This window comes from Mucilaginibacter segetis, assembly GCF_016522075.1.
Taxonomy (GTDB): domain Bacteria; phylum Bacteroidota; class Bacteroidia; order Sphingobacteriales; family Sphingobacteriaceae; genus Mucilaginibacter; species Mucilaginibacter segetis.
This window is the reverse complement of record NZ_JAEHFW010000002.1, coordinates 107,890-123,532: the sequence shown is the minus strand read 5'-3', so window position 1 is coordinate 123,532 and position 15,643 is coordinate 107,890. Positions and strand designations below refer to the sequence as shown.

The following is a 15,643-nucleotide window of genomic DNA, read 5'->3' as shown; positions in this document are numbered from 1 at the left end:
ATAAAAAAAGCAAATGAGGTAACTATGTCCATCTGTTATGCTCTGGTTTGTACGGGTGTTCCGCGTGTGTATATAAGCAAAACGGAACAGGCGGAACACCTTGATATGCAAATAGTTGCATTTTTTATTTTTTTAGATTTGTTGTCCCTGAGCTTTAGATAAATCCGGTAAGTGTTTGATAATTAATTAACTAAAATATTTTAAAAAGTGTTCCGCTTTTGAGAAAACGGAACAGAAATACGGGTAGGAAAAACAGGGAACAGTGCTACCGAAGGCGCGGCTCGGGTTGGTTTATTACTACGGAGTTTTATCATGCGGCGGTATAAAAATAAAAAAGCTGGAGCCCCGGCCAAAGGTGCTTTCAAACCCTATGCGGCCGCCCTGCCGCTCAATAAATTCCTTGCAAAGCAGCAGGCCCAGGCCTACGCCTTTCTCGTTATTGGTGCCAAAGCCGGGTTCGGTATTAATGGAGAATATTTTTTCCTGCTTGTGTTTATCAATACCCTTACCATTATCGCTCACGGTTATTTTACATTCGTGCTGTATCATGCGGGCATCTATATTGATGATACCGCCCGGCGGAGTAAATTTAATGGCATTGCTAACCAGGTTACGCACTACTAATTGCAGCATATCCGTATCTGCCAATACGTCAATCTGATCGTCGATATGGTACCCCAGTGTAATGTTTTTGCGGGCGGCTTGTGCTTTACCCATTTCCAGCGTGCCCTTTAGCGTGGCAAAAAGGTTAACAGGTAAAGTGGTAATGGTGGGCCCTTCCATTTGCGATTTTGACCATTGCAGCAAATTGGTGAGCATATCCATGGTGCTGTTGGTAGCCTCCAGCAATTCTTTTTGTAATGATCTGCTTTGGTGGTCGTCAAGGTCTACCCCCTTCAATAGTTCCAGGTATCCTTTTATGCCAACGAGCGGCGCGCGCATATCATGCGATATAATGGACATCAGCTTGTCTTTCTCCGCGTTGCTTTCCTCTAACAGGCGCTTTTGCTTTAATATTTGCTGGTTTTGGGTTTCAACGGCTGTTGCCTTTTCCTCGGCCGTTGTTTTTTCTTTGTCGTAGTTGCGTCTTATAAACTTTATAACAATATATATAACAATTACAGGTAAAGGGAAGGCTGTAATGCGGTCTGTAAGTTGGCCCATACCTGCGCTGAAAGGATATTTTACCAGTTGGGGGTAGTAATAGGCCACCAAATGCAGTATCAGGAACGTTGCCAGATAAACCAATAGCCATGCAAGGTGCTGCCGGTAGGGCGAAATAGCAAACACCAGCAACAGGTAAGCCGGCCATACCAGATCGGTTGAGCCGTTGATACCCGAATTGGCAAAATAGTTGACCGATAAAATTACCAGCCCCAGCAAACCAAACAGCAAATTACTGTGTGGCTTACCGCGAACCCGCGAGTTATAATACTGATAGAAAAAAAAGCCGGCAAAAAACAGACTGGATAAAGCAGCTACGTACAGACCGGCAAAAAAATCATAGGGGATATAAAAAGCCGTCACAAAAATTAATGCGATGCTTATGGAATGAAAGATGCGACTTTCTAAACTGAAAGCATTTCCATCGCCGATGAGCCTGAACCACAGATCATTTATTTTTTTAAACATATGTTGCTAGCTGTAGTATACGTGTTTTACTTAACTAAGGTTAAATAAAAATAAATTGGAGGGCGGCAATGAGTAATTTGGTGCGTGCGAAAAGTGATTCGGTTAGTACTGTATATGAAACTGCAAGCTGGGGCTTGCGATTATAGCAAGTAATTATAATTATTTTATAAATAAAAGGCTTTTTAAATATTAAAAAAACTATTTAAATCTGTTATAATTGAATTGCTCTTGTAATAATTATCATAATTAAGTTCTATTGTTTCAATATTAGTTTCGGGCTCTCTATATCTAATGAAATATATTTCATTCCTGGGGATATTTTGAATATGCTCTTCAAATTCCTTCCAAGACTCTAATACTATTTTTGTTAACTCAATGATAGCGGAATTAAAATCACTATTATGCCCGTTTTTAGCGTACTGTCTGCTTACAACCGTTACAACTGCTATTTTTCCGTAACGTAGTGAGTTTCCATATTGAGCTTGCCCGAACCTGTTTTTTAAATCTTTGTCAAATGATTTTTGAATTTCATTTAAATAACCAAATACCTTATATCCAAAAAAGTATTTATCTATATTATTAATGTCAGGCAACGTTAAATTTATATTTCTTTTTTTAAATAAGAACTTCGTGCCAACTCTTCTGGCTTGACCAGGATGTCCATTTATGGCGTAACTAATCCTTATGAATGTCTCGCGATCAACAATCCTTGATCTGTCGATATATTTACTACGCAAGCCGTCACCAAACTCCCCACGTTTACGCTCGTAGAAATACCCAAACTTTTTAAAGATACTTTCTTGTACCTCTATTTGGATTTTATCATTTGAAGTTCGATCAGCATCTGTTACAGCTGTTTGGTCATTGGTTGCTTTAGAAATTGCTTCTATTAATTTTAATTTACTTTCTTCATCTATTTTTGTTTCAAGATCTTCTTCGAAAGTGATTATCTTTAATAACACCTCTTTGTTTTCGAAAACTTCCATTTCGCTATGTGTATTTAGCTTGTCTTCATAAATCCTGCTTAATGTAAATGCAGTTTGGCCGCCGTTTATAATTTGAGGATTTGTTACAATCATTTCTGCTTCTCTCTTTCTACCAGTTCTATCACTGTAATAAGTTTTGTCCGACAGCATTGTAATACCGTTATTGTAGAGTGCAAATTCGTTCGTTGTTATATCAGTAATGGAACGATAGATTTTTGAATTTACAGACCCCCCGGCTAAATCAAGATAGCTTCTTGGATTAAATTTAAGTATGGAGTTTTTATATTTATAAAGTATTTTTGCAATTTCTATTGTGGGTACAAATAAGACACGAATATTACATTCTTTTATTGCCGTATCGACATCATAGTCTATAATGTTATTCTTTGTATTGGGATTAACATTTATAGTTATTTTTAACTCACTTTGCCTGAAAAATGTCCCTGAAACAACTGGGAAAATTAAGTCGTCATAAACTTTATCAAAATTGAAAATTTCTGTTGGAAACTGTGTTAGATGATTAATTTTATCCCTGTGCTTGTCTTTTACGTTAGCTAAAACTATTACTATCTCTTTCCATTTAGGCTTATTAGAGATTTCGTCAATTGATTTGATTAACGATTGAATCTTGGGGTTATATTCTCGTCCGTTGGATCCTATGGTTTCACCTTTAGTAATCCTATCTAATTCCATCTTCAGTATCTCATCTAACTCAATATTTACATTTTCAAAATTTTCTTCACTATTGCGGAATTTTGATTGAATGAAATAAATATGTTCGTTTTCCTTATCTATGAAATAGCCATCTACTCCGCCATCATCAGTGCCATCTGTAATATAGCTCTCCCTCTCTAAAAAAGTTAGTAGTCCAAATTTAACTTTAAGAAATAGATGAATGAAAGCTTGCGATCTTGCTTGGTTTGTTTTTTCATTATCGCTTTCCAGCGGGTAATATTTTTTATACTGAATTGGAGCTTCTTTTCGCAATTCATCTAAAATTGTGATTAAAGTCTGATATTTACTCATTTGATAATAGGTTTGGCATTTATAAAGGTAATAGATTAAATTTTATAAAATATAGCTCTTATTTATAGTTTTCTACTATACTCAATTCACACGATATCTATTTAGCCTAAAAGAGATAAATATTTAAAATTTAGAATTGAAATTCAATATATTAAATTATTCAACCTTATCTATCTCGGCCAGATTTATTCCACATCGCCGCGAAATTTCTCCAGACGGAAATTACGTTATTCTTACAGATTATTCGAAATCAACCACGTTTGGGTGTAGCGTAGTGTCAGCCTCTTTTTACTTTAGCCATATATGTGTATAGCCGCATTACATTACTTATCTTTACGGCACCATAAAACATGTTAAGATATCCCTGTACCAAACGTGCCTACAGGCACAATGTAAAAGTTTAATTTGTAGGTAGGTTCATAGGAGTGTGGCGGAGGGTTTATTGCAGCTTGTAATTGTAAAATGTATTTCCTGCTTACCTTCGGCTTTCTACCGTATATACAAAACTATCCGCTTTGTAATAGCCCAGGTTATATTCCAGCGGCCTTTCGCCCTGGTCAAACACAAAGCGCTTGCGGAACAGCACCGGTTCGCCATTTTTTATCCGCAGTTTAGCGGCAATATCATCATCAGCTGCGTGTGCGCTTATCTCTTCCTTTGATAAGGTTGCAACAGTGGAGTGGTCCATCTCCAGGAGTTCATAAAGCGGGCGCTTAAAATCTTCATCGCCCGTAAGGCCGATACGCGGATGAAAATAAGATATAAAATATACAAAAGGCTCATTGGGTTTGCCTCGTACCCGTTCCATTTTTAATACCTTGCGGTCGGTTTTTATCTCAAAAAAATTAGCCAGCATTTCATCCGGGTAAACCCAGGTAACATGCAGCTCAAAGTTTTTTATAGTGATGCCCCGCAATTTCATCTCCTGCGAAAAGCTTAACCAGTTGTTTGATTTTGAACTCACCGTTGCCTGGTTAACTTTTGTGCCTGTACGTTTCTTGCGGATAAGTAATCCTTCAAAAACCAGCTTATTGATAGCATGGCGCAGGGTAGTGCGGGATATGGCGAGCATTTTTGCCAGTTCCACCTCGTTGGGCAGTAACTTGCCGTTCTGAAATTCTTCTTCGGCGATCAGGTTTCTTAAAAGTTCTTCCGCTTGTATATGCAACGGAACGGGGCTTTTATGATCTAAGGAATATTTCATACAAATAGTTATATACAATGATAATAATTTTAATCTAAAAGTTTAATGTATGTACATAATAGAGCCGGTAAAAGATCATTTAACCGCTATTACCCCTGTATTTACGGGTTAGGATTTATTTGATTATTTATTTGCAAATTTAATATTTGTTCATATGTTTGTACAATATAACTTATAAACCACTTATATTAATTCTTTTTGCGACACATAATTTATGCCTTTGGGCTTTTTATGTATAAATTAATATGTACATACATTACTACAAATAAATGGATATTGATACTAAAGACCGGAACCAGGCAACAAGTATTGAAGCTGAAGTGAGAAAAACAACGCAGTTTTTAATGCCCGCTAACTTAAACACTACACCGAACGCTAAAGACGGGTACAATGTTTATCCGGCACATGCATTAGGTGCAGGAAAGATATTTAACGGATTCGACACTTTGGCCGAATATATTATTGACCAAAAGGTGGTGGTGATAGATGGTTATGCAGGCGTTTTTTGGGATAAGATACAGGCTGCCTTACAGATGCATTTTACCGGGGCCGGATTAAGCGTAAACTGGATAAAGACGGAAGACCTTTTAAAACCCGCTGGCGAAATTGAATTATTGGTGGAACCGTTTTTAGGCGAATATGGATCTGTTTGGGGAACTAAAACGGATCTTACATTAAGTGATCTTTACGATACCAGCCTTACCGGTCAGCAACCAACAGATAGCGATATCAACATTATAATAGGTACGGGTGCTGCTTTGTGCGGCTGGGATGCTTCGCTGATTTATATAGACCTGCCAAAAAATGAATTGCAATTCAGAATGCGGGCCGGAAGCATAACCAATTTAGGGGTAGCTGATGTAAACGCTCCTTTTCAGATGTATAAGCGGTTTTATTTTGTGGATTGGGTAATGCTAAACAGCCACAAAAAGGCCATCCTGAATAAAATAGCGGTAATGGCTGACGGGCAATGGCCTGATACCATTAACTGGATGTACAAAAAGGATCTTGAAGAGGGCCTTAATAAATTAAGTACATCAGTATTACGCGTGCGCCCGTGGTTTGAGCCCGGCGCATGGGGAGGGCAATGGATAAAGAATAATATTGATCATATCAATAAGGATGTGATCAACCTGGCCTGGTCGTTCGAGTTGATCGTACCGGAGAACGGGCTGGTTTTTGAGAGCGACGGTAATTTGCTGGAGGTTTCTTTTGATACCATAATGTTCAGTAATAACCAAAACATACTTGGTAAACACGCCGAAAGATTTGGCGACGAATTCCCTATCCGGTTTGATTTCCTGGATACTTATGATGGTGGTAACCTGTCCATTCAGTGCCATCCAAAACTGAAGTATATACAGGAGAATTTTGGCGAGACCATTACGCAGGATGAAACGTATTATATTTTAGACTGTGAAGATAATGCACGGGTTTACCTGGGTTTTCAGGATAGTATTGATCCGGATGAATTCAGAAATGTACTGGAAGAGAGTCAGGAAAACGGAACAGAGATAGGGATTGAAAAATATGTACAATCGCACCCGGCAAAAAAACACGATCTGTTTTTAATACCCAACAGCACAGTGCACAGCGCAGGTGCCGGCAACCTGGTGCTGGAGATAAGCGCTACCCCTTACATTTTTACGTTTAAAATGTACGACTGGGTACGGCTTGATCTGGATGGGAACCCCCGCCCGATAAACATTGACCATGCATTTAACAACCTCGATTTTAACCGCAAAGGCAAGCAGGTATACCGCGAGCTGATATCAAAACCACAGGTAATAGAAAGCGGGGCCGGTTATCAGTTAGTACATGTGCCAACCCATGCCGAGCATTTTTATGATGTACATCGCATAGAGTTTGACCACAAAGTAACCGTAGAAACTAATAATGTATGCCATGTATTGATGCTTGTTGAAGGGCAGGCTGTTCTGCTGGAAACAGCCGACGGTACTAAAAAGGAATTTGCCTACGCCGAAACATTTGTAATACCTGCTGCAGCGCAATCATACACGTTAACTAATACGGGCAAAGGTCGTGCTAAAGTGATCAAAGCATTTTTAAAATAACAGCAATGACAAATACCATAAACAACACAGAAGCTAAGAAGAGCAGCACCTACCTGTACCTGGTATGCCTGGTGGCTGCACTCGGTGGCTTTTTATTCGGGTTTGATACCGCTGTTATTTCGGGTACGGTTAGCCTGGTAAAAAATGATTTTAATCTTAGCGCTGTAAGCGAAGGCTGGTTTGTGAGCTGCGCATTACTGGGATGTATAATCGGCGTGAGCTTTTCGGGTAAGTTAAGCGATAAGTATGGCCGTAAAATAGTACTTATTATTTCGGCCGTGTTATTTCTGGCATCGGCGCTGGGCTGTATGCTGTCTGATTCGTTTACCACACTTATCATATTCCGCCTTATCGGAGGGCTGGGTATCGGGGTGGCCTCTATGGTATCGCCCTTATATATATCTGAGTTTTCGCCATCGCGTTATCGCGGCATGATGGTATCGCTTTATCAACTGGCATTGACAATTGGTATTGTACTGGCCTATTTTTCAAATGCTTATCTGGCCAATCACGCAGCCGACGTTCAGGGGAGCGGCAGTATGCATACTATTTTTTCGGCCGAGGTTTGGCGGGCCATGCTGGGATTAGGCGCAGTACCTGCCGCTATTTTCCTGGTATCGCTATTTATGGTACCGGAATCACCACGATGGTTGCTCCTGAAAGGGGATGAGCGGCGCGCTGCAATTGTTTTAACCAAAATTGACGGCGCGAAAGCAGCCGCTAACGAAATACGGGCATTTAAAGAACAGGAGGATAAAGATGATACTTCGCTGAAAGAGTTGTTTAAACCTGTATACCGCAAAGCGCTTTGGATAGGTATGTTATTGCCTTTTCTGTCGCAGGTTTGCGGTATAAACGCGGTGATCTATTACGGCCCCAGAATTTTGGAGCAGGCAGGTTTTACTTTAAATAATGCGCTCGGCGGGCAGGTGACCATTGGGTTGGTGAACGTAATTTTTACGTTCGTGGCCATTTTTACTGTTGATAAATGGGGACGTAAACCTTTGCTTTTTGCCGGGGTTGGCGGCGCCGTAGTATCGCTTGTAATTATAGGTGCATTATTTGCGCTGGGCATAACCTCGGGCCCGTGGATACTTATTTTCATCCTGGCGTTTATTTCCTGCTTCGCTTTCTCTTTTGGTCCGGTTTGCTGGGTTGTTGTAGGCGAAATATTCCCTAATGCCATCAGAGGAAAGGCTATGGCGCTGGCAACATTATCATTATGGGTAGGCAACTTTTTAGTTGGGCAGTTAACGCCGGTAATGCTGGAAGGCCTGGGCTCGTCCTGGACGTTCTGGATTTTTGCCATTTGCTGTTCGCCCGCCCTGTGGATAACCTGGAAACTTATACCCGAAACCAAAGGCCGTTCACTGGAGAACATTGAGAACTACTGGAAAGAGACCTATAAAGCAAAGTATAAAACTGAATTATAAAAAGCAATTATACCCAATAACAATATATAACCAATAAAACACCACCGTTATGAGATTAAAATTATTACACAAATTAAAAAAACTAAAGCGACTTTATAACAGATCGCTGGTAGCCGGGCTGCTTGGCTTTGCTGTGTTGCCTTGCGGATTTACACAGGCAAAGGCGGTAGCCGCTAATAACCGGTATGTAAAACATGCATTTGATATCACCGTTAGCGGTAAAGTGGTTGATGATACCAACCAGCCATTACCGGGCGTAAATGTTAGTATCGCGGGAACTACCATAGGTACAGTAACCGATGTTAATGGTATTTATAAATTAAACATACCTGATGCATATGCAAATAAAAGCCTTACATTCTCATTCATCGGTTTTGCAACTCAGGAAGTTGCTATTGCAGGTAAATCTGAAATAAACATCAGCTTAAAACCTGAAGATAATAAGCTGAATGAAGTTGTAGTTGTAGGTTACGGTACACAAAAAAGAATCAACCTTACCGGTGCTGTAGCTACTATCGGCTCAAAGGATATAGAGAACAAGCCCGTATTAAATACTTTTCAGGCCTTGCAAGGCGAATCACCTAACTTAATTATTCAGCAAAGTACCTTAGATCCTGGTAGTGATGTTACCGTTAACATACGCGGTGTAGGTACACTGGGAGATAATAGCCCGCTGGTAGTTATTGACGGTATAGTTGGAGGGAACTTAAATACGCTTAACCCTAATGATATCGAAAGCGTATCTATATTAAAAGACGCAGGTTCCGCGGCTATTTATGGTTCACGTGCTGCCAATGGCGTAATTTTGGTGACCACTAAGGCCGGTAAATTCAATTCAAAACAAAGTATATCATATTCCGGTAGCTTTGGCTTGCAGGATGCAAGGGTATTGGTACACAAGGTAGATGCCGCCCAGAATGCGTTTTATAAAAATCAGTCGTTGGTTAATTCAGGTTTGCCGCCTGCCTATACCCCCGAGCAGATACAGGATATCGCCGATCAGGGTACAGGTACGTGGGATGTAGAACACCTGCTGAAGCAGGCTCCGCAGCAATCTCATAATGTGAGTATTACAGGCGGTGGCGAAAACAGTTCTTATTATATATCTGCCGGTTACCAAAACCAGGGTAGTAATTTAATAGGTAACGGCGGTTCGGGTGCCGATTTTGGTTATCAAAAGTATAACCTGAGGTTAAACCAGACATCTGTAATAGGCAAATTAAGAACCAATATTATTCTTAATTATACCAAAACGCGCAATAAAACAAACAGCGTAGGCGATAACAACATTTTTGCAGATGCTAACCGTGTGCCGCATAATTATAACTGGCAGGATGCTGATGGAAACTATCTTACCAATCCGGTAGCATCACAGTATAATGAGTACGGCGTACTTGAAAAAGGTGGTTATAACCAGGCCGATAATGATGAGATATTTGGCGCGTTTAACGGACAATTAAGTATCACCAAAGACTTAAAATTAACCGGAGAATTTGGCGGAACTATTCAGAATAATGGCACCTTTTTCAGAAGAACACAGGTAGATTATTTGCCGGCCGGTGTTTATGGTAATGACCTTACCGTATTAGATGGCAACAGTAAATCCTTATTGCTGAATACAAAGGTTTATGCCGAATACGCCAAAAAAATATCCGATCACGAATTTAAAATTCAGTTAGGTGCATCAAGCGAAAATTATTCGCAGCGTGGTTTCCAGTTACAAAAAACGTTAACCGATCCGCTGTTAGGAACACCTACCACCGGAACAATAGTTGATCCTATCAATTCAAATAACAGTATAGGCATCAATTCAAACAGTTTGCTTTCGTTATTTGGCAGGGTAAATTACACCTACAAAAACCGTTATTTATTAGAAGCACTTTTCCGTGATGATGCTTCATCAAAATTCGCGGCAGGTAACAGGGCGAGTTTTTTCCCGTCAGTAAGTGCAGGCTGGATAGTTAGTGAAGAACCGTTTATGCAAAACATTCGCAATACGGTAAGCACTTTTAAATTAAGAGCATCATATGGTGTGGTAGGTAACCAAAACGTAAATAACTACCAATATCAAACTACTTACTTTAATTATGCCAGCGCCTATGGTTTCAATAATATACCGGTAGGTGGTGCAGGAACATTACTGTCAAATCATGATCTTACCTGGGAGCGTGCTGCAAGTTTAAACTTAGGTTTTGATGCGGGATTATTTAATGATAAACTAACCGCTACGTTTGAATATTTCAGAAAAACAACCAGTGATATATTGCAGCCAAGACAGGATGTGCCTTTAATATTTGGCGCAGCATCTCCTGATTTTAATGTGGCTAAAGTACGTGCTACAGGATGGGAAGCATCATTAACCTATAATTTGCGAGGTAAAAATGTTACCCAAAGCTTTAGTGTGAACGTTGCCGACAATCAAAATAAATTGTTGAAGTTGACCGGTGATACCAGGGAGCAAATTTATAACCAGGATGTGTTCCAGCTTATACGCAGAGTAGGCGAGCCCGTAACACAATATTACGGATATGAAACAAATGGCTTTTTCCAGGATCAGCAGGATATAGCAAATTCCCCTAAAATTGCCGGGAATACCGTACAGCCAGGCGATCTTAAATTTAAAGATCTGAACGGCGATGGCATAATTGACGAGAAAGATAAAACCATATTAGGTAATCCTTTCCCCCGCTACACTTTTGGTTTTACATACCGTATAGCTTACAAAGGGTTTGATATGTCGGTATTTATACAAGGTGTGGGCAAGCGTGATGCATTTCTTCGCGGTGAACTTGTTGAGCCTTTCCATTATGGTTACGGGGCAACTGTATATGAACATCAAACTGATATTTGGTCACCTACCAATCCGGATGCACGATATCCGATATTGGCTAATATCGGTTCGCCATCTAATACCAACAACTGGCGCACCGGTTCAGACCTGTATAAGTATAATGCGGCTTACGCAAGGTTGAAAAATGTTAACATCGGCTATAACTTCGGGAGAAATATCACCCAAAAATTAGGTATCGAAAAATTGAGGTTATCAATTATAGGCCAAAATTTAGCCACTATAAGCAAATTAAACTTTATTGACCCTGAAACAACCGAGTTTGGTAATAACCTAAATCCGACATCTGCCTCAAACAGTGCAAGGCAGTATCCGCTACCTGTATTTTACGGGTTAGGACTTGATGTAACATTCTAAACAGATCATATTTAAAACATATAAAAATGAAATTTTTAAAAAAGCTTTTGATCGTATCTGTTGCGATTATAATCGTATCGGGTTGTAAAAAACTCGATATTGCGCCAACAGATAAATTCTCAGACCTTACCTTTTGGAAGGTTGATGAGAACGTGTACAGCGCTTTGTACAATAATTACAGCTTAATTTATAACAGCGGGTTATATTTTAATGCCGAAGCATTATCTGATAATGCCTACTCCCCAAGCGGCGACCTTAACCTGATAGCCAGTGGTAATGCCACCTCGCTTACGGCTAAGTTTCAGAATGACTGGGCGTTTTACTATTCGTCCATAAAATCATGTAATATATTTTTGGATAATGTTGACCAAAACACAACGTTACCTGCTGCAACCATTGCCCGCTTAAAAGCCGAAACTCGTTTTATACGCGCTTTTCAGCATTTTAATTTAACCAAATGGTACGGCGATGTTCCTATTATGGATCATAACGGCACGCCTGAAGAAGCACAGGTAATACCGCGTTCGCCTAAGGCTGATGTAGTTAAGTTTATACTTGATGAACTGGATGCATCCATCGCTGATCTTCCCTCAAAAAATGAATTGCCGGCTTCCGAAAACGGACGTATAACTAAAGGTGCGGCCTTAGCTTTAGAGGCAAGGGTATTATTGTACCAGGGCGACCGCATGGCAGATGTGGTAACCGTTTGTGAAAAATTAATGAACGACCAGGCCACTTACGGAACTTACTCTTTGGCTCCGAGCTATAGTGCCTTGTTCAGCGATCCTAATGTTAATAAGAACAGCGACGAAATTATCCTGTCGTTACAATACGTGCCAACCATACGCACCTGGCAGGACTTTTGGGATTTTGCCCCACGTACTGTTGGTGGCCGTGTGAGCAGCCTTGCGCCTACACAGGAGCTTGTTAATGATTATATTATGTTGAATGGTAAAGGTATTAACGAGGCAGGATCAGGCTTTTCGGAAAGCAACCCTTATGCCAACCGCGATCCGCGTTTAACTGCCACAGTAGTTTATGACGGATACCAATGGGTTAAACCGGATAATACTACCAAAACAATATATATTAAGCCAGGTTCCGATCCCGTACAACCCGGATTGGACGAGTATAGCGCAGGATCACAGGCTGCATCGGCAACTGGTTACTATTGGAGAAAATATTTCGACCCAAGTGCACAGGCAAACTTTGTATCGGGTAATAATCTGCACCTGTTCAGATATGCAGAGATCTTGCTTGATTATGCCGAAGCTAAACAAAGCCTTGGCCAGATGGATGCCAGCGTGTGGAATAAAACCATTGGAGCACTTCGCGCAAGAGCCGGTTTTACCCAAGCCAGTGCGTTAAACTATCCGGGTCCTGCTGATATGACCAATATCATCAGACGCGAAAGAAGGGTGGAATTTGCTTTAGAGGGCTTGCGGACAGATGATATCCGCCGTTGGAAAATAGCTGAAAATGTGATGAACGGATATGCACACGGCGCTAAGTTCTCATCAGATCAAAACACCGATAACGGATATATACGTGTACAATTAAGGAAGTTCAATCCGCAAAGAGATTATTTGTGGGCTATACCGGCACACGATATTCAGTTGAACAGCAACCTTACCCAAAATCCCGGTTACAATAATTAAGAATTTTAAAAATTTAAACGATATGAAAAATTTAATGAGATTGGGCGGTATAATGCTGCTTGCCATTATTTCAATCACCTCCTGTAAAAAGGATAGTCGGCCGTTAGACTTAAGTTTGACCCCGGTAGGTACATTAGCATCGCCTAATGATAATGAGGATATAGCATTAGACCCGACAAGTCAGGCATCGGTGTTATTTAAATGGGAGCCTGCTACTTCAGAAAATGGCACCCTGATACTATATGAAATTGCTTTTGATAAAGAAGGGGGTGATTTTAGTAACCCGGTTTACAAAACCGTATCTGATGGTGGTGGTGTGGACGCTCAGATCACCATAACTCATAAGCAACTTAATAAGATAGCCAGCATGGCCGGTATCCAGTCCTTAAGTACCGGAAAGTTGAAGTGGACAGTTATAGCATCAAAGGGAACTAATAATAAAGTGGGTACGGTATCCAGAACATTACAGGTAGATCGCCCTGCAGGTTTTGCTGAAAACCCGGCCGAACTTTATTTGACCGGTTCGGCAACTGAAGGTGGTACGGATATTACCAAAGCTGTTAAACTCAAAAAGATAGAAGATGGTGTATTTGAGATTTATACCTCTTTAAAGGCTGGTGACTATTTGCTTACAGACAAGCCCGGCGATGGCGGAAAACAGTATTATGTTGAAAACGGCGTAATTAAAGAAGGCAGCACACCAATTACGGTTAGCGGTTCGCAAAAGGCTTATCGCTTAAATTTCGACTTTACATCTGCAACTGCAAAATCGCTCGAAATACAATCGATCGGCCTGTATATGTCTGCATATAATACAGAGATAGGTACGCTTAATTATACGTCGAACGGTACTTTTGAAGCTGCTAATGTACCGGTTGAGTTTTACCAGTTCTCATGGGGCCGCGATGAGCGTTATAAATTCATATTGCATACTGCAGCAGGTATGGAGTATATGGGTAGTTCTAATGCTAATAACGTTGCGCCTGCAGGCCAACCTGCCTCTTACTTTTATTTAGTGCCGGTAACTAATGCGCAGTGGGATAACACCTACAAGTTTGATCCGTCTGCTGATGGAAAACATGTTAAGGTTGATGTAATGTTTACCCCTGACGCTTATACGCATAAGGTAACGGTACTATAAGCCGTTACAAACATTTACGCACCTGCGGTTTTTTTGCTGCAGGTGCTATTAAATTCTATCATCATGAAAAAAGTATTATTTGGGTTGGTAACGGTTACTATTGTAGCGTTATCATCGTGCAGTAAAGATAAAACGGTACAACCAACGCCCGGTGGCGGCGGTAGTAAACCGCCAACAGATACACCGGTAACTACCACATCATATTTAACACTGGCAAAAGAAACGCGCAGTTTTATAACTAATAATTTTCTTACCTCCAGTTTTAGCTACCGCGCTAATACTACCACGCATTCAAACAATTGTTATGAATGGTATAATGTAAGTCAAATATATGCCGATGCAGCATTGGTATCAGCCGGTGATGCATCCGCCTTGCCTTATATGAATAAAACCTTTGCCTTTATGGAAAACTTTTGGGATAAGGCCGACTTGCGGGGTGGATATTTTGCATCGGTTAACCTTGACGGTACCGGTGCGGCGGGCGATAAATTTGTTGACGATAATGGCCTAACCGGTATGGTGTATCTGGAAGCGTATGATATTACTTCCGGTAATGATAAACAAGCATACCTGGATAAAGCCAAAGCATGTGCCGACTGGCTGATAAACAGTGGTTTGTGGGATAGCACTTATGGCGGTGGTTTTTGGTGGAATACTTCTAAACCTGATAAGCCTACCCAAAGTAATGGGGTGGCTATGCAGTTGTTTGCCCGTTTATACACCATAACCGGAGAAACTATTTATCGTGACTGGGCAGTTATGGTTAACAATTGGCTGCGCAATAATATGATGGATAGCGCCACAGGTTTGTATATATGGAAAATAGACGGAGCAGGTGCGGGAACTAAACACACCGAAAAATTTACCTACGATAACGCTATAATGATTGAAGCTGACATACTGTTTGGTAAAGCCACTAATGATGCCAGCTACTTGTCAAAAGCGCAGGCGCTGGGTAATGCTATGAATAGTGTATTATGGAATTCAGCATATAAAGGCTATATATTTAATACCGACCCCACACAAACCCGTGTAAATCCTGCCTGGTGCGGATGGGGAACACAGGGCATGATAAGATTATATGAGCAGGATAATGACGCCAAATGGCTCACATACGCCAAAAATAATATCGACGCATTAAATAAAGCGGCAAGGAATAAAGACACACACGCCTATTATTTCTTTTCAGGGTTTGCCGGCAACGACCGTTCGCCCGAAATAGAAGGGGTTGACCAGGCCTGGATGCAGCGGATACAGGCTATGATGTCTAAATACGAATAAGC

General features: G+C 40.7%; 9 protein-coding genes. 6 read left to right on the top strand and 3 right to left on the bottom strand.

Annotation, left to right across the window (positions count from 1 at the left end):
- Nucleotides 1–297: 297 nt before the first annotated feature.
- From I5M19_RS10210 to I5M19_RS10200, 3 genes are all read right to left on the bottom strand, one after another.
- Entirely contained in the window at nt 298–1,632 is a 1,335-nt protein-coding gene (locus tag I5M19_RS10210; protein WP_200066233.1) for a sensor histidine kinase, read from the bottom strand.
- 182 nt (nt 1,633–1,814) lie between these two features.
- Complete coding sequence (locus I5M19_RS10205; RefSeq protein ID WP_200066232.1) at nt 1,815–3,644, bottom strand: AIPR family protein; 1,830 nt, start codon at nt 3,642–3,644, stop codon at nt 1,815–1,817.
- A gap of 475 nt (nt 3,645–4,119) precedes the next feature.
- A complete protein-coding gene (locus I5M19_RS10200; RefSeq protein WP_200066231.1) occupies nt 4,120–4,848 on the bottom strand; it encodes a GntR family transcriptional regulator in 729 nt (242 codons plus the stop codon).
- A gap of 269 nt (nt 4,849–5,117) precedes the next feature.
- Here I5M19_RS10200 and I5M19_RS10195 point away from each other — a divergent pair, with 269 nt between their 5' ends.
- The 6 genes from I5M19_RS10195 to I5M19_RS10170 all read left to right on the top strand — a co-directional run bounded on the left by I5M19_RS10195 (nt 5,118) and on the right by I5M19_RS10170 (nt 15,641).
- Nucleotides 5,118–6,923, top strand: a complete 1,806-nt coding sequence (locus I5M19_RS10195) for a class I mannose-6-phosphate isomerase (protein ID WP_200066230.1) — start codon at nt 5,118–5,120, stop codon at nt 6,921–6,923.
- 5 nt (nt 6,924–6,928) lie between these two features.
- A complete protein-coding gene (locus tag I5M19_RS10190; protein ID WP_200066229.1) occupies nt 6,929–8,356 on the top strand; it encodes a sugar porter family MFS transporter in 1,428 nt (475 codons plus the stop codon).
- A gap of 49 nt (nt 8,357–8,405) precedes the next feature.
- A complete protein-coding gene (locus I5M19_RS10185; protein ID WP_200066228.1) occupies nt 8,406–11,561 on the top strand; it encodes a SusC/RagA family TonB-linked outer membrane protein in 3,156 nt (1,051 codons plus the stop codon).
- Nucleotides 11,562–11,587: 26 nt separating this feature from the next.
- The gene (locus tag I5M19_RS10180) at nt 11,588–13,219 is read left to right on the top strand and encodes a RagB/SusD family nutrient uptake outer membrane protein (RefSeq protein ID WP_200066227.1); all 1,632 of its coding nucleotides are present in this window, start codon (nt 11,588–11,590) and stop codon (nt 13,217–13,219) included.
- 22 nt (nt 13,220–13,241) lie between these two features.
- Nucleotides 13,242–14,360 carry a SusE domain-containing protein gene (locus I5M19_RS10175; protein WP_200066226.1) on the top strand — a complete coding sequence of 373 codons (1,119 nt, stop codon included), beginning with the start codon at nt 13,242–13,244 and terminating at the stop codon, nt 14,358–14,360.
- A gap of 63 nt (nt 14,361–14,423) precedes the next feature.
- The gene (locus tag I5M19_RS10170; protein ID WP_200066225.1) at nt 14,424–15,641 is read left to right on the top strand and encodes a glycoside hydrolase family 76 protein; all 1,218 of its coding nucleotides are present in this window, start codon (nt 14,424–14,426) and stop codon (nt 15,639–15,641) included.
- Nucleotides 15,642–15,643 lie beyond the last annotated feature (2 nt).

What these genes read in the sequence shown, in the direction of transcription:
- I5M19_RS10185 (WP_200066228.1), top strand. Translation starts at nt 8,406, where the DNA reads ATGAGATTAAAATTATTACACAAATTAAAAAAACTAAAGCGACTTTAT.
- I5M19_RS10205 (WP_200066232.1), bottom strand. Translation starts at nt 3,644, where the DNA reads ATGAGTAAATATCAGACTTTAATCACAATTTTAGATGAATTGCGAAAA.
- I5M19_RS10195 (WP_200066230.1), top strand. Translation starts at nt 5,118, where the DNA reads ATGGATATTGATACTAAAGACCGGAACCAGGCAACAAGTATTGAAGCT.
- I5M19_RS10190 (WP_200066229.1), top strand. Translation starts at nt 6,929, where the DNA reads ATGACAAATACCATAAACAACACAGAAGCTAAGAAGAGCAGCACCTAC.
- I5M19_RS10200 (WP_200066231.1), bottom strand. Translation starts at nt 4,848, where the DNA reads ATGAAATATTCCTTAGATCATAAAAGCCCCGTTCCGTTGCATATACAA.
- I5M19_RS10175 (WP_200066226.1), top strand. Translation starts at nt 13,242, where the DNA reads ATGAAAAATTTAATGAGATTGGGCGGTATAATGCTGCTTGCCATTATT.
- I5M19_RS10180 (WP_200066227.1), top strand. Translation starts at nt 11,588, where the DNA reads ATGAAATTTTTAAAAAAGCTTTTGATCGTATCTGTTGCGATTATAATC.
- I5M19_RS10170 (WP_200066225.1), top strand. Translation starts at nt 14,424, where the DNA reads ATGAAAAAAGTATTATTTGGGTTGGTAACGGTTACTATTGTAGCGTTA.
- I5M19_RS10210 (WP_200066233.1), bottom strand. Translation starts at nt 1,632, where the DNA reads ATGTTTAAAAAAATAAATGATCTGTGGTTCAGGCTCATCGGCGATGGA.